Source organism: Shewanella sp. KT0246 (genome assembly GCF_019654955.1).
GTDB classification, from domain to species: Bacteria; Pseudomonadota; Gammaproteobacteria; order Enterobacterales; family Shewanellaceae; genus Shewanella; species Shewanella goraebulensis.
In genome coordinates this window covers 57,299-78,207 of the sequence record NZ_BPEV01000005.1, presented here as the reverse complement: position 1 = coordinate 78,207, position 20,909 = coordinate 57,299, and the positions used below count along the sequence as shown (strand labels likewise).

Below are 20,909 nucleotides of genomic sequence, written 5' to 3'. Positions count from 1 at the left end.
AGATTTTTATTTTTGGCATGACTCTTGGAATATGTAAGGAACATTAAAGGATTAGGACGTTCAACATGGACAAGAAAATTACTCCCAATAAAGCAAGACAATGGAAAAAGTGGCTAATCAAAGCATGTTTACCAGTGTTTATTATCAGCATCATTGTTTACTGGCAGTCATTTCAGCCAGAAGGAAGGATGCAAAAGGTAAATCTGAGCAGTGTCACAGTATCGACTGTAGTAGAAGGTGAGTTTGCTGACAGTTTACGCCTAAGGGGCAGTATCAGTCCGAAAACAACACTATTTCTGGACACTATCGCAGGTGGTCGAGTGGAGGAGCGTTTGGTTGAACAAGGAGCTTATGTTGAAAAGGGGCAGCCATTATTGCGCTTAGCAAATACAGCATTACAACTGGATGTAATGAGCCGTGAGGCACAAGTGACCGAACAGCTGAATTTTCTTCGAAATACCCAGATGACAATGGAAACCAATCGCTTAAACCTTAAACGTGACTTGCTAGAAGTTGAATTGCAGTTGGCACATCTCAATCGAAAGATCACTCAGTCTCAGCCATTAGTTGAGCAAGGTGTATTAGCTCAAGAGCACTTGCTGAATTTGAAACAAGATAGAAGCTACTACCAAAAACGACAATCGCTGACTAAGCAACGCCAGCAACAAGAAGATGCGATTAGAGAATTACAGGTTTCTCAGCTTAAAGACAGTGCAGTAATGCTTGAATCTAATCTAAATTTTGCCCGTAAAAATGTTGAAAACTTATTAGTAAAGTCACCTATTAGCGGATACTTAAGTGAGTTTAATGTTGAACTGGGTGAGTCTAAGTCAGCAGGCAGCCGTTTGGGACGAATCGACATTCCGGGTAAGTACAAATTGGTGATTAATGTTGATGAGTATTACTTAAATCAAGTGCAGCTAGGGATGCTAGCTAAGCTGTCTTTCAATGGAACTGAACATGAATTGAATATCACCAAAATCGACAGTCGTGTAAACCAGTCATCATTTAAAATCGAGTTTGACCTTCCTGAAGCTATCGTTGGCGTTAAGCGTGGCCAAAGCCTTGATATTGACTTGATGTTTAGCCCTCAAGCCAGCCAAGCGTTATTACTTGAGCGTGGATCTTATACCGTTGAAACCGGTGGTAACTGGGTGTTCGTAGTAAGCGAGGATGGACAAAGTGCGAGCCGTCGCCAAATTAAATTAGGTAAGAAAAATCAAAAATATTATCAGGTGATCAGTGGCTTGAGCTCGTTTGACAAAGTTATCACCTCTGGATATAGCGCATTTGAGAAAGCCGATTCCTTACAGCTTCTACTTTAAATTTAAAACAGCACTTATTTTACAAATTATTTAACGATTTAGGGATAAAACAAAATGATTAAATTACAAAACTTATCACGTGTATTTCGTACCGAAGATGTTGAAACAACCGCTCTAAATAATTTATCTCTCAATATTGAAGAGGGAGAGTTTCTTGCTGTAATGGGGCCATCTGGATGTGGTAAATCAACCTTACTATCGATTCTCGGGATGTTGGACTCACCGTCTGAGGGACAGTTTTATTTTGACACGACCGAGTTAAGTCAATTTAATGAAAAAAAACTAGCTCAGGTGCGCAAGTCGAATATTGGTTTTGTATTTCAGAGCTTTAACCTTATTGATGATTTAACCGTGAGAGAAAACGTCGCATTACCATTGCAGTATCAAGGGATATCGAAGTCACAACGAACTGAACGAGTTGATGCGATGTTGAAGCGAGTTAATATTGATCACCGAGCTAGTCATTTACCCCAGCAACTATCAGGTGGCCAGCAGCAAAGAGTCGCGGTAGCTAGAGCGTTGGTTATTAATCCTAAACTTATCTTAGCGGATGAGCCCACGGGTAATTTGGATTCAAAAAATGGTGAAGAAGTCATGATGATGCTGCGGGAGTTGAATCAAGCAGGAACGACAATCGTGATGGTGACTCACTCTGAAAAAGATGCCAAGTTTGCTAGTCGTGTAGTTCGCTTATTCGACGGTCAGATTATGCTTGATAACGCGACTGAAACTCAACGTGAGGTGCAGTATGCTTAATAATTACTTTATTTCAGCATTACGAGCATTTAAGCGCCAAAAGCAGCATGTATTGTTAAATCTATTTGGTCTATCAATCGGTCTTGCTGCTGCAATAATGGTGGCCTTATTTGTGAATTTTGAACGCTCCTATGATCAGTTTCAGCCACAACATGAAAATACCTACAGAGTGTCGCAATATTTTATTCCTATATCTGCAAGCGCACCAATATCTAGCCCAGCACTAGCGCAACATCTTGATCGTTTGACTGGTGTAACCGATATTTTTACTTTGACTATTTTAAATAGCATGATCGATGATCAAGTCACCATTAAAGGCGAGTTCGTTAAGTTAGAAAACTTGTATTCCGCAACACCTAATATATTAGATTTTATTGATATTAAATTGCTTGATGGCTCACTCGAAACAGGGTTAACTCAACCTGATAAGTTGGTCATTACTCATAAAGAGGCGTTACGTTTGTTTGGTAATACAAATGTCGTTGGTGAAACTCTTCAGCGTAAAGAAGGTCATTGGACGGTAGCTGCAGTTATTGCTGATTTACCTGAAAATAGTCATTTTTCTTTTGACTCATTAACATATATGCCCCCAGCATTATTGAGCACCATGACGCTTGCATCAAACAATGGTTATAATTATTTACGAGTTAAAGAGGGGGCAGATGTTAAAGATATCGCTGAGCAGGCGCAAATATTGTTTAATGAGTTAGCGTATGAATCCCAAGAAATCGTAAATGTTACCCTACAACCTTTAGCTAAAATTCATCTAACCTCTCACAGTCGTTATGAATTGAAAGAAGGTGGTTCAGAAACCACAGTATTAATCTGTATCGGTTTAAGCATCTTGTTGATTGTTATTGTCAGTGTAAATTTCATCAACATGAGTATCGCGCAGTCAAGCCAACGAGCAAAAGAAGTAGGTGTACGCAAAGCTTTAGGGGCATCAAGGCTACAATTGGTTTGCCAGTTTCTGAGCGAATCTATTTTACTGACAACCATCGCAGCAGTGATAGCCTGTTCAATAGTGGAGCTCTGCCTGCCGTGGTTTAATGGCCTTGTCGAGCGCAATTTAACTTTAGATTACGCCTCCAGTTTTAGTGGCTTTATTCTAATCATTACATTACTTGTTGGCTTGGTTGCAGGGCTGTACCCAGCGCTCTTTATCTCTTCCTTTAGCGCCAAACGTGTTCTGAGCGGAGATCTGCAACGAGGTAAAACTGCTATCTGGGTGCGTAAATCTTTATTGGTGTTGCAATCAGCGTTATCAATCTCACTCATCATTAGCTCTATCACTTTATATCAGCAGCTTCGCTTACTTGATACTTTGCCTGTAGGTTACCAGAAGCAGCATAAATTACTGATCACTGGCTTAGACACCAATGATGTGTTCTATGTCAATAATTCAGCGCTTTTGGGTGAAATTCAACGTATTCCAGGTGTAAATTCTGTCGCTGCTTTCGATACTGATCTCACTCAGGCTATCGGAAGTTCGATAATGTTCTCTTGGCCAGGAGGCCCAGAAGATGGCGAAGTGATTCCTTTTATCGGTGCAGGCTTTGACATTGCTAAAACTCATGGGTTTAACCTTATCGCAGGTCGTGATTTCTCTGCTGATTTTGCAGCTGATTGGTATAAGAAGCATGATGATGGCGTCGCGACAGCATCAATCTTAATAACAAGACAACTGGCTAAGCAGGCAGGATTTCAGGACCCACAAAATGCGATTGGACAAGTATTGACGTTTAACGAAGCTGATCAAGGGAAAGTGGTTGGCGTGATTGAGGACCTAAAAGTCGGTTCGGTCAAAGATGTGTCTATGCCTGTGGTGATCATATGTGGGATGTCGTATCAGAATGTAGCCAGATTGGTAGTGAACTTCGATGCGGAGCATTATGGAACAGTAAAAAGCGACATAAAATCCGTATTAAAAAGGCAAATAAACAAGGAAATTTCAGAGCTTGAACTAGTATCGGATAATTACCAAATGATTTACCGGACAGATCGTCAGGTGACAGAAGTAGTGATGATTTTCTCAGCGCTCGCCATTATCCTTACGTGTGTTGGTATTCTAGGTTTAGCATCATTTAGTGCACTAAGACGCAGCAAGGAAGTCGCGATTAGAAAAGTGTTGGGCGACACAGTATTCGGTTTGGTGAATTTGTTGGCAAAAGAATTCATGTTGTTGGTTGGAGTGAGTGCGCTAATTGCTTTTCCGCTGACCTACTGGCTGGTGAATGATTGGTTAAGTCATTTTAGCGAGAGAGTTTCTCAATCAATGGTGTCATACGGTATTGCTGTAACTATGGTGGCAACGATAACTTGGTTAACAGTAGCTTGTATCGCCTACAGCGTGGCTAGTGCCCGACCATCATTGAAGCTACGTTACGAATAAAGAGAAACTACTTGAATCTCTAGATGGATATTCGGCAGCCAATTGGGCTGCCGAATATCGTTTGATTATCGTGAATGTTGGTAGATTACGGCGTGTAGTAAGTCGCAGCACCAGGACCTACAGGGAAACCAAGTACGAATACCCATAGGAAGAAGAACAGTGTCCAACCAATAAAGAACACGATTGAGTATGGCAACATGGTGGCGATGAGTGTGCCGATACCTAAGTCTTTCTTATAACGACTTGCTACCGCAAGGATAAGCCCGAAGTAACTCATCATTGGGGTGATCAAGTTAGTGACAGAGTCACCAATACGATACGCTGCTTGGATGGTTTCTGGGGCATAACCTACTAACATCAACATAGGCACAAAAATAGGTGCGGTGACTGCCCATTGTGCAGAAGCACTACCTAGCATTAAGTTAATCACGCCACACAGCATAATAAACAACACGAACACTAATGGCCCAGTTAAGCCAATACTGCTTAAGGCATCTGCGCCCGTTACCGCAAGAACTGCGCCTAAGTTTGTCCATTTAAAGAAAGCAACAAACTGCGAAGCAAAGAACACAAGAACGATGTACATGCCCATGGTGCTCATACTGTGTGACATTGCATTAATCACGTCAGTATCTTTATTCATGGTGCCAACGACTTTACCGTAAACTAGTCCTGGTATCGCAAAACCAATAAAGATGAAGGCGACAATTCCCTTTAAGAAAGGTGAACCAGCCACTAAGCCGGTATCAGGGTTACGCAATGCACCCCAGTCAGGCACGATAGTTAGGGCTAATAATGCGGAAAACACTAATACTGAAATTCCTGCCATTTTTAATGCATGTTTTTCAGTTTGTGTGACTTTATCCATCTGTTGTTCAGATAAATCATCAGCCGCTTCTGAAACATCATATTTACCTAATTTGGGCTCAACAATTTTCTCAGTAACAATCGCGCCTAAGGTGGTGATTAAAAACGTAGACACGAACATGAAATACCAGTTTACTTCAGGGCCAACGATATAATCAGGGTCAATCATTTGCGCAGCGGCTTCAGTGATACCAGACAGTAATGGATCGACGGTGCCGAGTAGCAAGTTGGCACTGTAACCACCTGAAACCCCAGCAAAGGCAGCTGCTAGACCCGCTAAAGGATGACGGCCCAATGAATGGAATATCATTGCTGCCATTGGGATAAGCACCACATAACCTAGCTCTGATGCTGTATTCGAGACAATACCTGCAAACACAATTGTTAGGGTAACCAAACGCTTTGACGCGCCCATTACCAATAAACGCATAGCGGCAGAAAGCAGGCCTGAACGTTCGGCAATACCTACACCTAATAAGGCAACAAGTACGGTACCTAGTGGCGTGAAGCCAGTAAAGTTAGTGACGAGGTTTGAGACAATCATTCTCAAGCCTTCGGCATTCATTAGGCTGACAACGTGAATAAGGCCGTCTTCGCTGCGACCTGAACTACCAATTGGTCTAGGGTCTGCGACCGTGAGTTCGAAATAGCCTGCGATACCACTGAGAGCGATCACGGCTAAACAGAACATGGCAAATAAAGTAATTGGGTGAGGTAATAAGTTACCTAAACGCTCAACAATATTAAGGAATTTTACGAAAGCCCCACTTGAAGCGAGATCTTGTGGTGTATTGTTGGTTGGTGGTGCCCCATTATTAGGCGGCGTAGTATTTGATGATGTAACGGACATGATCTTCCCTTTAGCTTGGCTTAATTATTATGAGTTTGAGATTTTGCCAACTTACAGACTAGCTTATAAATTTTAAATTAAGCTTAAATTAACGATGAAAAAGTTGATAAATAATACTTAACAACAGTTATTCAATCAACGCAACGTAATAACAACTCATTTTAATGAAAACATCCAATAAAACCATGATTTTTTTGTGTAAGGGTATAAAAAACACCCATCACTGTTTTGTTTTAGCTTTATGTTTTTTAATGATAAAAAAAATAATATCTATTTTTTGTTCATGATTTTATAGTTTAATCAGTATTTCGTTGTAGCTAAATGTAAAGCATTCATTTTATAAGGTTTTAATCCTGTTTTTAATCGGGTTTTTGGTTAGATTGTAAAAATGTGTTTAATAAAAACACACCGCTTTTAACCGACTAGGATGAACTTTGAACTGATTTGTGGCTATTATGGGGAGATGAGACAGATAACATTAAGCTTAACTGGACTCGATAGCCAAAGGTGAATAAATAGTAAGCCTAGTGTTTTACTAATTGACTTGCTCAAGTAACCAGCTGTGATTGATACAAAAAAGACAGATAGTTTTATTAAATAATTATAAGAAGAATGAATAAATTACTGAGTTTAACTAACAGTGTTGCTACTATTTATGCCGCTAGCGCCTTGCTACTCGGTAGTACCTTTGCTGGGTATGAGTCTGAACCATTGGCAATAGAAAAAGCCAAAGTATCCATGACGCCAATGGCAGAAGAAAGTCTTGCTACTGAGTTAAAACTACAAAAATCGCTTTCTCCTACAGCCGAAGTAAGTGCTAAGGTGGCACCAAAAGCACAGCAAGCAAAACCAGTAAAGCCAAAAAAACAGTATCTTCAATCTTCGTCTCATACTAAACCTACCCGAGTATATGAGCCTCAGGTAGAAGTTAAACCAGAGGCTAAGTCACAGCAGGTGTTATTAGCCCCAATTGTAGTACTCCCTACAGAAAAACCGATCCAAGGTGTAGAAAGTAAAGATGTAGAAAGTCGCCTGCTGTTAAAACCTAAAAAGCAGCAAGTACTTCACCCTGCAATTGTGGCTTTGCCTGATGAGTCGCCTAAACCTATGTTAGTACTGCAACCTAAAGTCATCAAGCAGCCACCGATTGATATAAATACTGTGCAAACACCAGTTAAATCAGTAAGCAAGCCTAAATGGGTTAAGCCATTAAAAACGGCTTCTTTTTCTGATCAAAGCCTGAAGACGAGTAATAAGCCTAAGCGGAAAATCTATCAATATGAGCAGGGTGGTATCACCACCTTCTCTAATATCGTGCCGAACAGCGCAGATTTTGAAGTTTTACTTTATGACTGCTTTGCTTGCCAAGTGAACTCGCAAGTGGATTGGCACAGTATTCCTTTGTTTGCATTTAAACATAGCGATCATGTTACTGATGCTGCAGAACAATTTGATTTAGACCCAGCGCTGATAAGAGCAGTTATTCATGCAGAATCCGCTTTTAATGCTAAAGCGCGCTCAAAAGTCGGTGCAATTGGTCTTATGCAGCTCATGCCAGCAACCGCCAAAGAGTTAGGAGTCAGCGACGCTTTCGACATTAAGCAAAATATTTGGGGCGGCAGTCAGTATCTGGCCTATTTACTAAAACGCTTCGATAACGATATTGATTTGGCCTGCGCGGCATATAACGCGGGACCTACTACAGTCACTAAATACCAAGGCATACCGCCTTATCCTGAAACCCAAGCCTATGTAGAGCGAGTCAAAATACTCTTAAAACGCTATCGCACTGCACTGCAAAGTTAGAGGAACTTATGAAACAAGCATTACAACTCACCAAAACGGCCGTCGCATTGACTGGCCTCATCTCATTAATTAGCTTTGGCGCGAGTGCTGCCCCAGCACCTTCTCAAGAAGACTTACGTTTATATGATATTGCCGCAGCTCCAAAAGCTAAGCGCTTACATGATGATGTCGCCAAACTAGTAAGCTTTGGTACAAGACATACCTTATCGGAAACTAAATCGGATACGCGTGGTATTGGCGCGGCAAGGCGTTGGATTAAAGAAGAATTTGAACGTATTTCAGCTGACTGTGGCGGATGTCTTGAAGTCGTGATGGTAGGCGAAACTGTTACAGGAAAACGTATCCCTGAGCCGACTGAAGTGGTCAATGTTTTTGCAATTCAACGAGGCAAAATTGACCCTAAGCGAGTCGTGATGATGAGTGGCGATATTGACTCTCGCGTGACCGATCCAATGAATTTTACTTCAGATTCACCGGGTGCCAACGATAATGCATCAGGCGTTGCTGGAGCATTAGAGGCGGCGCGAGTACTATCTAAATATGAGTTTAATGGCACCATTGTTTATGCTGCGTTGTCTGGTGAGGAGCAAGGCTTGTACGGTGGTGATGTATTGATTAATTATGCTAAAAAGCATGACTGGCAAGTTCAAGCTGTGCTCAATAATGACATGATTGGCAACATTGCTGGTATTAATGGCGTGATTAATAATTCTACCGTTAGGGTATTCTCTGAAGGGGTGCGAATTGCGGAAACCAAAGAAGAAGCAAAAGAGCGTTACTTTAGTGGCGGCGAAAACGATTCAGCCTCACGTAACTTAGCCCGAAACATTAAAACCTTGGCTGACCAATACATGACAAATTTAGATGTTATGTTGGTATACCGTCTTGACCGCTTTGGTCGCGGTGGTCACCACTTACCATTTAATAAAGCGGGCATGCCTGCGGTTAGGGTGATGGAAACCAATGAGCATTATGATCGTCAGCACCAAGATTTACGTACCGAAAACGGTATTGAATATGGCGATGTGATTGAAGGTGTTGATTTCAATTTTAACGCTAAGCTAACCGCATTAAATGCGATCAGTTTAGCCTCAATGGCATGGGCGCCAGCGCCGCCTACAGGCGTTAAGATTGAAGGGATAATGCAACCCGACACTAAAATTCAGTGGAATGATAATATTAATAAAGATGTTGTTGGCTATCGTGTTTATTGGCGCCTAACAACTGAGTCAGAATGGACCCACAGTCGCTATGTTGGCAAAGTAAACGAGTTTATTATGAAAAACATGGTGATAGATAATTATCTCTATGGCGTTGCTGCTGTCGGCAAAGACGGCAATACCAGCCCTGTGGTATTTCCTGGTGCAGCTGGCGCTTTTTAATATGAACGCTTTTAGATGTTAAGCAAAAGGGAGCAAAAAATGTTAAACAAGGATGTATACATTGAATAAAATATTAATCTTGTCAGTAATCATTGCAGCGAGTGGCATGCTCACAGCTTGCACTAGTAATAACGTTAAAACAGCTTCGATGAATGCTGGTTGTGATTTTGTCGTTGGCGCGGCCAATAACAAGGTTCAGCGCGACGAATGGGAATCTAGGCCAGGTAATACTCGTAGCGATCCACAGCAAGATGTTGCAGTGGGCCTTTTCAGTGCCTTGATGGGTTTGATTACTCGCCCTTTTTCTGCCGATAAAGGATGCGTATAGCTGGTTTTATTTTATCACCTGAAATTCATGTATTAAAAAGCCACCAATAACGGTGGCTTTTTGTTGATGTATTATTGAGCGCTTTTAGCTATTTCACTCTGGCACTTTTTATTCAGGTGCTTTTTACTAAGCACTTTTATTCAGGTACTTTCTATTCAGGTACTTCTAGCTTAACCACTGTTTTACCGCCACTTTGACCTAGGCAGCGCTCTAAGTAATCCAAAGTTTCTTTAGCCGCGGTATCTAGCTGCCAAGGTGGGTTAATCACCCATAATCCAGCAGATGTCATACCAAAGGCATTGTTGTCTGGGGTAATTGATTGCTCAATTCTAAGTTGATTTTTAATGCCGCTATCAGCCAAAATTTTCAACATAGCTTCAGTCTGCGCTCTATCAACCACAGGATACCAAAGCATATATACACCTGTTGCAAAGCGTTTGTGAGCTTTAATGATTGCGTGGGCTACATCTTGATAGTCAGTTTTTATTTCATAACTTGGATCAATTAGTGCAACACCGCGGCGCTCGAGCGGTGGTACAGCAGCAATCAGTCCTTTTAAACCATCACCTTTTACTACGCGAACATGTCTGTCATCAGCAAATTGCTCATCAAGTGAGGCAAAATCAGTCCCGTGTAGCTCATGTAATACCATGCGGTCTTTCTCACGCATGTTCATATCAACAAAAGCAGGAGAACCCGGGTAAAAAGCCAGATCTTCTTCACCTTGGTTGAAGTGTTTTACATCTTCAATATAAAGCTGCAAGGGTTCTGGTAAATCATCTTTGCCCCAAAGCTTAGCGACACCATCTAGATACTCACCTGTTTTCTTAGAAAACTCATCGGTTAGCGCATAACCGCCAGCACCCGCATGACTATCAATGTAAGCCATTGGCTTATGTTTTTTGTGCATGAGTTTAAGCACTTGCAGTAACATTGAATGCTTGAGTACATCGGCATAATTGCCAGCGTGATAACCGTGACGGTAACTTAACATGAGTAATCCCAGATTATTTGAACAGCTTAAGGCTGTGTAATATCTGCATTATAAGTTTTCTATGCCATCAGGTATAGGTATTCACTTTCGCTGGGTTTTGGCATAATACTGATAATCTCATTGAGCCTTGGACAACCCTTTGCAAATACCTGTTTTTTTTAACCAGCAATACCCATCTTTAGTTGATATCAGCGAACGCTGGGGCTTAGTGTGGGATAAAGAAGCTGAGTTTGAATTACGCTTCGAGCAAAACACCTTAACGCTGCATAAACGTGACGAACCTAAGCTTGATGGCATTGAAGTCGATTTTGTTTCAGGTGCGGTTGCGCATCGGCGCAAGTTCGGTGGCGGTCGCGGTCAAACAATTGCTAAAGCCGTTGGTTTGAAACAAGGTATTTCTCCTACGGTTGTTGATGGCACAGCAGGCCTAGGCCGTGATGCGTTTGTGTTAGCGAGTTTAGGTTGCAAAGTGATTATGGTTGAGCGTCATCCTGTGGTGGCCGCTTTACTTGAAGACGGACTACGCCGTGCTTATGAAGATGCAGAAATTGGAGAGTGGATGCGTGAACGCATGAGTCTATTTCATGGCTCAAGTATTGAAGCGTTAGCTGATGCGGCTGCGCAGTCAGGTGAAGAAATTGATGTAGTGTATTTAGATCCTATGTATCCACACCGTGAGAAATCAGCGCTAGTGAAAAAAGAGATGCGCGTGTTTCAAACGCTTGTTGGTGCAGATTTAGATGCCGATGGATTATTAAAGCCTGCCCAAGCATTGGCAACAAAACGTGTGGTTGTTAAGCGCCCAGATTATGCCGAAGATTTAGATGGAGTAAAACCTAGCATGGTATTAGCGCAGAAGAAAAACCGCTTTGATGTTTATGTAAAAGCGGCTATGAAGTAAGCGTGTCTTTATTAATGGGTTAGTCGATTCGCAATAAAAAACCGTCAGGATCTTTAACGAGTTTATTAACACTATTACTTTGCTGTTCTTCAACTCCTTTTAAAGTGAGTCCTGCAAAACCGCTGTGGGTCGATGTATGGTAACTAAAGTCTTCATCCTCAGCGGTGCCGTCAAATTGCTGCAGTTCTAATAGCGTTTCTGGGTATTGCCATAATATTTCCACAATTTTGGCATTCATTGATTTGCCGATTGATTGGCTGGCTGAATTGATTGCAGCTTGTAAATCGGCAAAGGCTTGTGCGTGTTTATCAGCCAGAAAGTATAAGCTCATGTTGCGCTCGTCTGAGCGGAAAGTATGTACTAGCTCTAATCCCAACTCTTGGTAAAACGACAGACTTAATGCAATGTCTTTGACTCTTAAGGTCGATAAATTGAAGTGCGCGGCACTGCCTAATGGGTAATCTGGCGCTTGCTTTATTAATGAGCTTTGGGTGTGTTCAATCAAATGTGTTTGGATTAACTCAATGCTGTAGCCGTCAGGATCTTCAAGGTGACATAAATACGCGAGATTAGGGATTTCTAAGCAAGGCGTAGTGGTAATGCCATTATCGATGAGGTTTTGACGTGCCGTTTTTAAGTGGCCTACCGCAATTGAAAATTTCCAATAGCCATCCACTCGACTTGGTTGCTTTGCAATACTAAAGACGCGCTGAGGATCATGTATTAATTCAAGTTGCGCATGGTTCGCTGCGCTGGGAAACTGCAATAAATAATGACAGCGGCCGCCAATTTGATCCTGCTTTACCAGCTGCATTCCCAACTGCTGCAGATAAAACCCCAAAGATTGCTCAGGGTTGCTGATATATAAACTGTGGTGAGTTATCTGCATTGATTTACTTTCCTTATTACTCAGCTGCGTTAACGCTCGCCTTGAACTTCAAATTCATCGCTAGCTAGGCGTGCTTTGCCATCTGCTTCAACAACCCAAAGCTCACGATGCACAACACCAAAGGCTTTATTCATAGTCCAGCTTGAGGTCAATATATAGCCATTATCACCTTCAGCTTCCCAAGTGACATCGGTGTAGTCAACATCTTTAAATCCTTGATCCATAATACCTTGCCAGAATGCTTCAATCGCTTCACGACCTTCGAATACGCCAAATAGGCGTGCTGTCATAATGCAATTTTGTTGGTACTGGGCGGCGCATCCTTTGGCATCTTGATTATTAAAAGCGCTTTGCCACGCTGCAATACCATTTTTACATGCGGTTAATACTGGGTTTTCTGTAGTGGTTGATTGAGTCATTATTTAATCCTTAAGTGAGTGATGAACCCATCGAATGAGACTGATATTAGTCTTGTCACTACTTCGGAAAAACAGCTATATTTACAATCACTGTTTAATAAAACTGAACAATAAAATGAATCGATTTCGTCAAATGGCCGTGTTTGCCCATATTGTTGAGTCTGGATCAATTACTGGCGCAGCTGACTCACTTGAACTGTCAAAGTCAGTGATCAGCCAGCACTTAAAAGCACTAGAAACAGAACTTGATGTGGTGCTGTTAAAGCGAACAACGCGCAGACAGTCTTTGACGTCTGCGGGTGAGCAGTTTTATCAGCAATGCAAAGCTTTGAATCAAATTGCCAGTGACGCTTGGTTTGAAGTCGAGCAAACTAAACTTGCTCCTCAAGGGCGAGTGCGTATTACTGCACCGAATGCATTAATGGAAACGTTAGTTACACCGGCCATTAGTGGTTTACTTAAACAATATCCATTGCTGGAACCAGAGTTAATCAGTCATGATCAACATTTAGATTTATTATCCGAAGATATTGATTTAGCTATTCGGGTTGGCCAATCAGAACAAAGCATGTTGATGCAAAAACGTATTGGATCATTTCGAGATGTTTTGGTGGGCAGTAAGTCGATTATAGAGAATGCCGACATTGATACACTGCCGTATGTTGCCAACACTTGGCAGGGTAAAAACATTGTTCATCAGTTTGAGTCAAATGCACATCAGTTCAAGCAATACACCGCGAAAGCCCATTGTGTGACCAATTCGTTTCATACCTGCTTAGCCCTGATTCAATCTGGCTGTGGAATCGGAATTGTGCCTGATTTTCACCTTCCAAAATTAAAAGCAGAATTAGTCGAAGTGTTTAAAAATCGAAAATTAACTATAAATACTGTGTTTGCGTTGCATCCGTTTGGCTCTAAAGTGCCACTTAATGTGAAGGTATGCACTGAGGCGATTAGGAAGCAACTAGTAATGACTAAAGCAATATTTTAAGTGGAAGATATCTGGAAATAAGGTATTGTTTTATTTGGTGTTGCTTGTTTTTGCTTCGCTTAAAATTCATTGAATTAGAAAGAGTCATTTAACGTTAAGATTATTTGTGTGAAAGTCTAAGGAACGGACAATTGAAAAAACTATTAATATATGTGCTTTTAGGTTTCTGCGCTTATAAAGCGTGGCAAGACTTTGGACCAAAAGATAAGCTCCCACCATTATACAACGAGTCATACGTTGCGGTTTATGGAAGAGACTCTTGTGGGCATACACAAGGTTTATTGAAAAAGTTACGCCAAGAAGGTATTGAACCATATTATTTTGTAGTTGATGACCCTGAAGTCGCAAGCAATTTACATCAAAGAATGGAAACGCAGGGAATTTCGAGCAAACGCTATAATTTGCCTGTCGTCGATGTGAATGCAAATTTAATCATTAGACCAAGCCCCTCTCAAGTTCAACAAAATTATTATGTAAATAAATGAAGCTGAATGATTGTCAGTATATTTTTGTTTACAGCTTTTATGTTGTGATATTTTCTACAGATAATCATCTCTAAGTCATTATCTAAAAATCAACAATATTTATGGCTTACACCCATATGGACACAAAGCGCCGTTAAATATAAAAGTGAGCCTTGAGGCAATCACAGCCGTATTTTAATCATTCTCAGACCACATTCTGAAACACATAGTGTCTATTATGTTGCATTTTTCAAATTGTCGGTTGAGAGTGTAAGCAAGTATGTCTCAACTGGCTTAGCTAGTTTTATCAGTTTTCCAGTACTGGTCATTTTGCTTTTTATATTTAATTTTATGTTTTATAAGTATTAATTGTGGTTTTTAAATCGATTTTCAATATGGTCGATATGTTGTTTGTGGCATATAGCTGGTTATGTAAATGGGTTAAGGTTGTAGTTTTGTAAAGCCGTGCAAAGTTGAACAATATCAGTATGAATTTTTGCTGCAAATCTCTAAAATTATTAACATAAAAATAATCACACTTTGGAATTTTGGTCGATGAACAAACATTTCACTGTAGCGTTAATAGCCTTATCGCTAAGTGTCTTAGCAGGATGCACCAGTCAGTCATATTTGGATGAGAAACAGGTGACCCCTGAGCTGCCACAAACTTGGTACACCAGTGCCCAAGCATTAAAAGAAAATCAGCCTTGGGTTGAAGCCATTGCCACTGACCAATTATTGGAACTTGCCAGTATTGCGCTAAATCGTAATCAAGATTTGATTAAATTAGCGTTAGACGTTGAAATCAAAAAGCAGCTTCAGACTGTCAGCGATTCAAACTTTTGGCCAGAATTAACTGGCGGGCTAACCTCTGGTCGTAATGGTGATAATGACACCCAAACTAACACCAATAGCCTGAGTTTCGACTTAACTTATGAGCTTGATATTTGGGGTAAGTTATCTGACAACGCTAAGGCCACTAAGCTAGATTTATTAACTGCACAAGCCAACTATCAACAAGCGCGAGATAACCTTGTCGCAGATGTAGTAAGTGCGTATTACCAAGTGGTAACGTCTCAAGAGCTAGTAAAGTTATATGAGCGCCGCACTGAAAATGCCAGAGTAAGCTTTGATATTATTGAGTCTGGTTATTTCCAAGGGCTTAATACGGCCCTTGATGTGTATTTAACTCAAAATGCTTTTTACAACGAACAATCCAACCTCTTCGGCCAACGCAATCAGTTAAATTCCGATATACGCCAATTAGAACGATTACTGGGCGGTTATCCTGCAGCCAAGTTGCTGGTGGATGCTAAATTACCATTATTGCCTCAAGGCATAAAAATTGGTATTCCGAGCGAGCTCGTTAAGCGTAAACCTTCCTTGCAAGGGGCGTGGTATCAGCTGTTATCTCAAGATGCGACCGTCGCTTATACTCAAAAACAGCGCTATCCGTCGCTGCGCTTAGGCGGCAGTGTAGGCAGCAGTGGCAGTGAATTTGATAATCTGTTTGATGGTGACTTTAGCAGTTGGTCTGTATTTGCTGGGTTAACCTCACCGATTTTTAATGCAGGACGGTTAAAAGCGCAAACTGAGCAGCAAAAGCTGATTTTAAAGCAGCAAGAGCAACAATACCTCAGCACCTTGTTTACTGCATTCGAGCAAGTGGAAAACACGCTGGGTTTAGATGCCAGTTTACAACAACAGTATCAAGCCACACTTAAGTCACAAGAAAATGCACTGCAAGCCGAAACACTTTCATTTGAGCAGTATCAAGTTGGGCTAGAAAGCTACACCACAGTTTTGGATGCGCAAACTCGCTCGTTTGTGGCGCAAACCTCTGTGATCAATTTAAAAAATCAAATCATTGCTAACCGTATTCAATTGCACCTGGCACTAGGTGGCGATCTCGATGCTGGTGTAACCCAAGATGAATAATATTATGAATAAAAAATACCTTGTTCCAGTCGCCATTATTGCAGTTGTCGTTATCGCGATATTTGTCATTACTAGCAATCCTCCAACATCTAAGCGTGGTGCTAAAAAGGCGGCGAGTAATGTCACTGTCGAAACTCGTCAGATCCATTTGCAAGATTATCAAATTGAAGTCAGTAGCTTTGGGGTGGTTAAGCCTCGAACTCAAAGCTCACTTGTCACCCAAGCATCCGGGCAGATTCTATCAATTAGTTCTAACTTTCGAGAAGGTGGTTTCTTTGAAAGAGGCGAAGTTTTAGTTCAATTAGACGACCGAGATTATCTGGCTGAAGTGAAGATAGCTCAAGCGGGTTTATTACAAGCCAAGCAAGGCTTACAAGAAGAGCAGGCCCGAGTTGAACAAGCATTAATTGATTGGAAGCGTTTAGGTAATGGTCGTGAACCAACAGAGTTGGTGTTACGTAAACCACAATTAGCTGCCGCCCAGGCATCAATGCTATCTAATCAAGCGCAATTGGATAAAGCACTACTCGCCTTAGAGCGAACTAAAGTTGTTGCGCCATTTGACGGTCGCATTTTAGAGAAAAGTGTCGATGTTGGCCGTGTGGTGTCAACCAATGCAACCCTCGCAACTATTTACGCCACTGATTATGTTGAAATTCGTCTGCCAATTAACAATAAAGATTTAGCCTTAGTTGACTTGCCTGAACAAGGTAAAAAGGTCATTGCACCTGTGCAATTTGAATCAGACTTAATTGGTTTACAGAACTGGCAAGGCCAGCTGGATCGCACTGAAGGTGCGATTGATGATAGCTCGCAGCAGCTTTATGTCGTTGCGCAAATTGATGAGCCATTTAGCTACCAAAGTCATAAGCAAATGCCATTGAAAATCGGTCAATATCTTACTGCGAAAATTCAAGGAAAGGTGTTAGCTGGCGCAATTGTTATCCCTACAAAATCGATTTACCAAGGCAGTTACGTTTACATCGTAGAGGATGGAAAATTACTGCGTACCGAGGTCTCTATTTTGTGGAAAAACAGCCAAGATGCCGTAATAGCGTCAGGGCTTAAAGCCAATGATAATTTAGTGACAACATCTTTAGGTCAAGTGAGCTCAGGGACGCCTGTATTAATTTCTGGTGCAGCTAAACCGCAAAGAGCGCGACCTGAAAATCGCCCGACAGATGAAGCGATGGCAAAAGGCCCTCGTCAGGGTGAAAAAGGCCCTCGTCAGGGTGAAAAAGGCCCTAAAACTAAGGAGGCGCAATAATGATTGCTTGGTTCACTAGAAACCATGTTGCCGCCAACTTATTGATGTTGTTCTTGTTGGTGATTGGACTGGGGTCGTTATCGACACGTATTCCGCTGGAAGTTTTCCCGAGCGTGGATTCTGAAATTGTTTCTGTCAGTATTTCGCTGCGCGGTGCGACTCCTGAAGATGTTGAACAAGGGGTAACAATTCGAGTTGAAGAAGCGGTTCAAGATCTTGAAGGGATAAAAAAGATCACTTCGAATTCTTCTGAAGCTTCTTCTAACGTCAGCATAGAAGTTGAGAGCAGCTATGATCCCCGTGAATTATTGGCCGATATTAAAAGCCGCGTCGATGCGATTAATACGTTTCCTGCAGACGCTGAAAAGCCTGTTATCGCGCTGGCACAACGTAAGCGCGAAGTTATAGCGGTTACCGTTACCGGTAAATATAGCGAAAAAGAAACCTTAGAGTTTGCAGAGGTCGTGCGTGATGAATTGCTGCGCCTTGAAGGGGTGACTCAGCTTGATTTAAGCGGAGTGCGAAATTACGAAGTAACCCTAGAAGTCTCACAGGATAAATTGCAGCAGTACCAATTAACCTTAACTGAAATTGCTCGTGCTATTAATGGCTCGAGTACGGATATTTCGGCAGGTAACTTAAAAACCCAAGGCGGTGATATTCTGCTTCGCTCAAAAGGCCAAGCGTATTACAAAGATGAGTTTGCCAATATTGCCATTAAAACGGCAACAGACGGTACGATCATTCGCTTAAGTGATGTTGCCAACGTGGTTGATGGTTTTGAAGAAACCCCAGTGCGTACTCGGTTTAACGGCGAACAAGCCGCATTTATTGATGTTTATCGTATTGGTCAGCAAAGTGCGATTGATGTGGCGGATAAAGTCAAAAACTATATCAACTCACGCCAAGACAGTTTACCTGCAGGTTACAGTTTAAGTTACTGGGACGATGATTCAGAAATCGTTAAAAACCGTATTTCAACGCTGGTGGGAAGCGCTATGCAAGGTGGCATATTAGTGCTGCTATTACTGACGTTATTTTTACGACCTTCTATCGCGTTCTGGGTATTTATTGGTATTCCAGTATCATTTATGGGCGCATTTATTTTCATGCCGTTTTTTAATGTATCGCTAAACGTCATGAGTTTATTTGGTTTTATTTTGGTATTGGGTATCGTGGTGGATGACGCCATTGTCACCGGCGAAAATATCTATAGTCATTTAAAAACCGCACCTAACGGTGAAATAGCGGCAATTAACGGGGCTAAAGAAGTGGCTGCACCAGTGACCTTTGGTATTTTAACCACAGTCACCGCCTTTTTACCTATGCTGTTTATTGAGGGAAATCGTGGGGCGATATTTGCCCAAATTGCCATTGTGGTGATCCCTGTTCTGCTATTTTCACTCATTGAATCTAAGTTTGTACTGCCAGCTCACCTTAAGCACATAAAGCTGCGTCACGAAAATCAAAAGCAAAATCGTTTTGAGAAAATGCAGCAAAATTTTGCTGATGGTTTTGAAAAGGCGATTATTAAGTTTTATCAGCCATTTTTACGGGTGGCATTAAAAAATAAAGCCGCTACGTTAAGCTTATTTACGGGTGTGTTGTTTATTATTTTTGCCCTGTTGATGACGGGCTGGACTAAGTTTACTTTCTTCCCACGTATCCCAAGTGAAACGGTGCGCTTAAGCCTTACCATGCCAGCGGGCACGCCATTTGAGGTGACCAACCAATACATTATTGATATCGCCGCTAAAGCCAAGGTTTTGCAGGATAAGTATATTGATGAAACCACTAACGAAAGCATTATTTTGAATATTCTTGCGACCACTGGCGGTCGTGGTGGTACGTCTAACGCTGGTAGTGTGCGTTTTGAAATTACTCCACCAGAAAAACGTGAGTCGGATATTACCTCAGGGCAACTGTTAGCGGAATGGCGGCGTATGGTGGGTGATGTCCCAGGTGCTGAGTCAGTGACATATCGTGCTGAAATTGGCCGTAGCTCCGACCCTATTGATGTGCAGTTAAGTGCAAACTCATTGGATACACTTAGGGAGATTGCAGATCAAGTCAAAATCCATTTAGCTAATTACCCAACGGTGTTTGATATTTCCGATAGCTTATCAAACGGTAAAGAAGAATTACTGATTGAACTGACTGAGCAAGGTAAAGCGCTGGGCTTGACCCGTGAAGAAGTGACTAATCAGATCCGTAGTTTCTACTTTGGCTCTCAAGTGCAACGTATTCAGCGAGGGCGTGATGATATTCGGGTCATGGTACGTTTGCCACTTGATGAGCGTCAGTCGTTGGCCGATCTTGAAAAAGTATTGATCAGTACCAGTGATGGTTCCCAAGTACCACTTGGGCATGTGGCAAAAATGACCTCGGGTAAGAGTCCATCGACCATCAAGCGTATTGACCGTTATCGAGTGTTAAATGTCACGGCCGATGTGGACAAAGACAATACCAATATGACGGTCTTACAGGCTGATTTAAAAATTTATCTTGATGGGTTAGTGGCGCAGTATCCTGGCGTACGTCATTCATTAGAAGGTGAGGCTAGAGAGCAAAGTGAAAGCTTTGGTTCATTACAATGGGGCTTAGTGTTTGTCACATTTATGATTTACAGCTTATTGGCGATTCCATTTAAGTCTTACATACAACCCTTGATTGTCATGAGCGTGATCCCATTTGGTTTAATTGGTGCTGTGATGGGCCATTGGATAATGGGTTCTGCACTAACGATATTCAGTATTTTGGGTATGTTGGCGTTAGTGGGGGTAGTGGTGAATGACTCGCTAGTCTTGGTTGATTTTATCAATAAAAAACGCGCAGAAGGTATGGCGCTGGTGGAAGCAGTACTCACGGCAGGGGCAAAACGTTTTAGACCAGTGATGCTGACTAGTTTAACCACCTTTATTGGCTTAATGCCGCTATTGCTAGAGCGTTCAACTCAAGCACAGTTTTTAGTCCCAATGGCGATATCACTGGGCTTTGGTATTATTTTCGCTACGTTTATTACGCTTATTCTGGTGCCGGTTAATTACATGGTGGTAGAGCGTATTAAGGGCGTTAAAGTCGATGAAGCGGAGTTTGATAAAGATTACGGCGACAGTTTCGCGCCAGTTCCGTTTGTGAATGAATCTGCTATTAATGAGCCGACTAAGGCAAGTTAGTTAACGAGGCATCTAAAAGGGATTTTTATTACAGCTGGTTGTTTGAAATATTAATAACCAGCTGTTTAAATGAGACTTTCCAAAACTTAACTTAGCGGATATACGCGTCACTCTTTAAGATAGACTAGAACTTAAAAATAGCTTAAAATACTAATATTAAAGGA

16 protein-coding genes are annotated in these 20,909 nt (G+C 41.6%); 12 read left to right on the top strand and 4 right to left on the bottom strand.

Annotation, left to right across the window (positions count from 1 at the left end; all coding sequences use genetic code 11):
* Positions 1 to 65 precede the first annotated feature (65 nt).
* From K5Q58_RS03845 to K5Q58_RS03835, 3 genes are read left to right on the top strand one after another with little or no spacing between them, the layout of a single operon-like run.
* Positions 66 to 1,325: an efflux RND transporter periplasmic adaptor subunit gene (locus tag K5Q58_RS03845; RefSeq protein ID WP_220752551.1), complete on the top strand. Its 1,260-nt coding sequence runs from the start codon at positions 66 to 68 to the stop codon at positions 1,323 to 1,325.
* Between the two features lie 54 nt (positions 1,326 to 1,379).
* Positions 1,380 to 2,081 (top strand): ABC transporter ATP-binding protein, encoded by a 702-nt coding sequence (locus K5Q58_RS03840; RefSeq protein ID WP_220752550.1) that lies wholly within the window; start codon positions 1,380 to 1,382, stop codon positions 2,079 to 2,081.
* Positions 2,074 to 4,473, top strand: coding sequence for an ABC transporter permease (locus K5Q58_RS03835; protein WP_220752549.1), 2,400 nt, complete (start codon positions 2,074 to 2,076; stop codon positions 4,471 to 4,473). Before K5Q58_RS03840 ends, K5Q58_RS03835 begins: the two co-directional genes overlap by 8 nt.
* A gap of 85 nt (positions 4,474 to 4,558) precedes the next feature.
* Here K5Q58_RS03835 and K5Q58_RS03830 read toward each other — a convergent pair whose 3' ends face one another.
* Positions 4,559 to 6,190, bottom strand: coding sequence for an AbgT family transporter (locus K5Q58_RS03830; protein WP_259651224.1), 1,632 nt, complete (start codon positions 6,188 to 6,190; stop codon positions 4,559 to 4,561).
* Positions 6,191 to 6,802: 612 nt separating this feature from the next.
* On the opposite strand from K5Q58_RS03830, the gene K5Q58_RS21310 reads away from it, so the two are divergent.
* The 3 genes from K5Q58_RS21310 to K5Q58_RS03815 all read left to right on the top strand — a co-directional run bounded on the left by K5Q58_RS21310 (position 6,803) and on the right by K5Q58_RS03815 (position 9,706).
* Positions 6,803 to 7,996, top strand: a complete 1,194-nt coding sequence (locus K5Q58_RS21310) for a lytic transglycosylase domain-containing protein (protein WP_374758474.1) — start codon at positions 6,803 to 6,805, stop codon at positions 7,994 to 7,996.
* A gap of 8 nt (positions 7,997 to 8,004) precedes the next feature.
* A complete protein-coding gene (locus tag K5Q58_RS03820; protein ID WP_220752548.1) occupies positions 8,005 to 9,378 on the top strand; it encodes a M28 family peptidase in 1,374 nt (457 codons plus the stop codon).
* Positions 9,379 to 9,439: 61 nt separating this feature from the next.
* A complete protein-coding gene (locus tag K5Q58_RS03815) occupies positions 9,440 to 9,706 on the top strand; it encodes a hypothetical protein (protein ID WP_220752547.1) in 267 nt (88 codons plus the stop codon).
* Between the two features lie 151 nt (positions 9,707 to 9,857).
* Here the strand turns inward: K5Q58_RS03815 and K5Q58_RS03810 are convergent, their stop codons facing one another.
* Positions 9,858 to 10,700 carry a 23S rRNA (adenine(2030)-N(6))-methyltransferase RlmJ gene (locus K5Q58_RS03810; protein ID WP_220752546.1) on the bottom strand — a complete coding sequence of 281 codons (843 nt, stop codon included), beginning with the start codon at positions 10,698 to 10,700 and terminating at the stop codon, positions 9,858 to 9,860.
* A gap of 139 nt (positions 10,701 to 10,839) precedes the next feature.
* Here K5Q58_RS03810 and K5Q58_RS03805 point away from each other — a divergent pair, with 139 nt between their 5' ends.
* On the top strand, positions 10,840 to 11,601 hold the full coding sequence (locus K5Q58_RS03805; RefSeq protein WP_259651223.1) for a class I SAM-dependent methyltransferase: 762 nt from the start codon (positions 10,840 to 10,842) through the stop codon (positions 11,599 to 11,601).
* A gap of 19 nt (positions 11,602 to 11,620) precedes the next feature.
* On the opposite strand, the gene K5Q58_RS03800 is transcribed toward K5Q58_RS03805, so the two are convergent.
* Both K5Q58_RS03800 and K5Q58_RS03795 read right to left on the bottom strand, forming a co-directional pair.
* Positions 11,621 to 12,490 (bottom strand): VOC family protein, encoded by an 870-nt coding sequence (locus tag K5Q58_RS03800; protein WP_220752544.1) that lies wholly within the window; start codon positions 12,488 to 12,490, stop codon positions 11,621 to 11,623.
* Positions 12,491 to 12,519: 29 nt separating this feature from the next.
* On the bottom strand, positions 12,520 to 12,909 hold the full coding sequence (locus K5Q58_RS03795) for a nuclear transport factor 2 family protein (RefSeq protein ID WP_220752543.1): 390 nt from the start codon (positions 12,907 to 12,909) through the stop codon (positions 12,520 to 12,522).
* A gap of 115 nt (positions 12,910 to 13,024) precedes the next feature.
* On the opposite strand from K5Q58_RS03795, the gene K5Q58_RS03790 reads away from it, so the two are divergent.
* The 5 genes from K5Q58_RS03790 to K5Q58_RS03770 all read left to right on the top strand — a co-directional run bounded on the left by K5Q58_RS03790 (position 13,025) and on the right by K5Q58_RS03770 (position 20,745).
* Positions 13,025 to 13,900: a LysR family transcriptional regulator gene (locus tag K5Q58_RS03790; protein WP_220752542.1), complete on the top strand. Its 876-nt coding sequence runs from the start codon at positions 13,025 to 13,027 to the stop codon at positions 13,898 to 13,900.
* A gap of 131 nt (positions 13,901 to 14,031) precedes the next feature.
* The gene (locus K5Q58_RS03785; RefSeq protein ID WP_220752541.1) at positions 14,032 to 14,385 is read left to right on the top strand and encodes a hypothetical protein; all 354 of its coding nucleotides are present in this window, start codon (positions 14,032 to 14,034) and stop codon (positions 14,383 to 14,385) included.
* Between the two features lie 534 nt (positions 14,386 to 14,919).
* Positions 14,920 to 16,302 carry a TolC family protein gene (locus K5Q58_RS03780; protein WP_220752540.1) on the top strand — a complete coding sequence of 461 codons (1,383 nt, stop codon included), beginning with the start codon at positions 14,920 to 14,922 and terminating at the stop codon, positions 16,300 to 16,302.
* A 4-nt stretch (positions 16,303 to 16,306) separates the two neighbouring features.
* Positions 16,307 to 17,569: an efflux RND transporter periplasmic adaptor subunit gene (locus K5Q58_RS03775; RefSeq protein WP_259651222.1), complete on the top strand. Its 1,263-nt coding sequence runs from the start codon at positions 16,307 to 16,309 to the stop codon at positions 17,567 to 17,569.
* Positions 17,569 to 20,745 carry an efflux RND transporter permease subunit gene (locus K5Q58_RS03770; protein WP_220752538.1) on the top strand — a complete coding sequence of 1,059 codons (3,177 nt, stop codon included), beginning with the start codon at positions 17,569 to 17,571 and terminating at the stop codon, positions 20,743 to 20,745. Before K5Q58_RS03775 ends, K5Q58_RS03770 begins: the two co-directional genes overlap by 1 nt.
* Positions 20,746 to 20,909 lie beyond the last annotated feature (164 nt).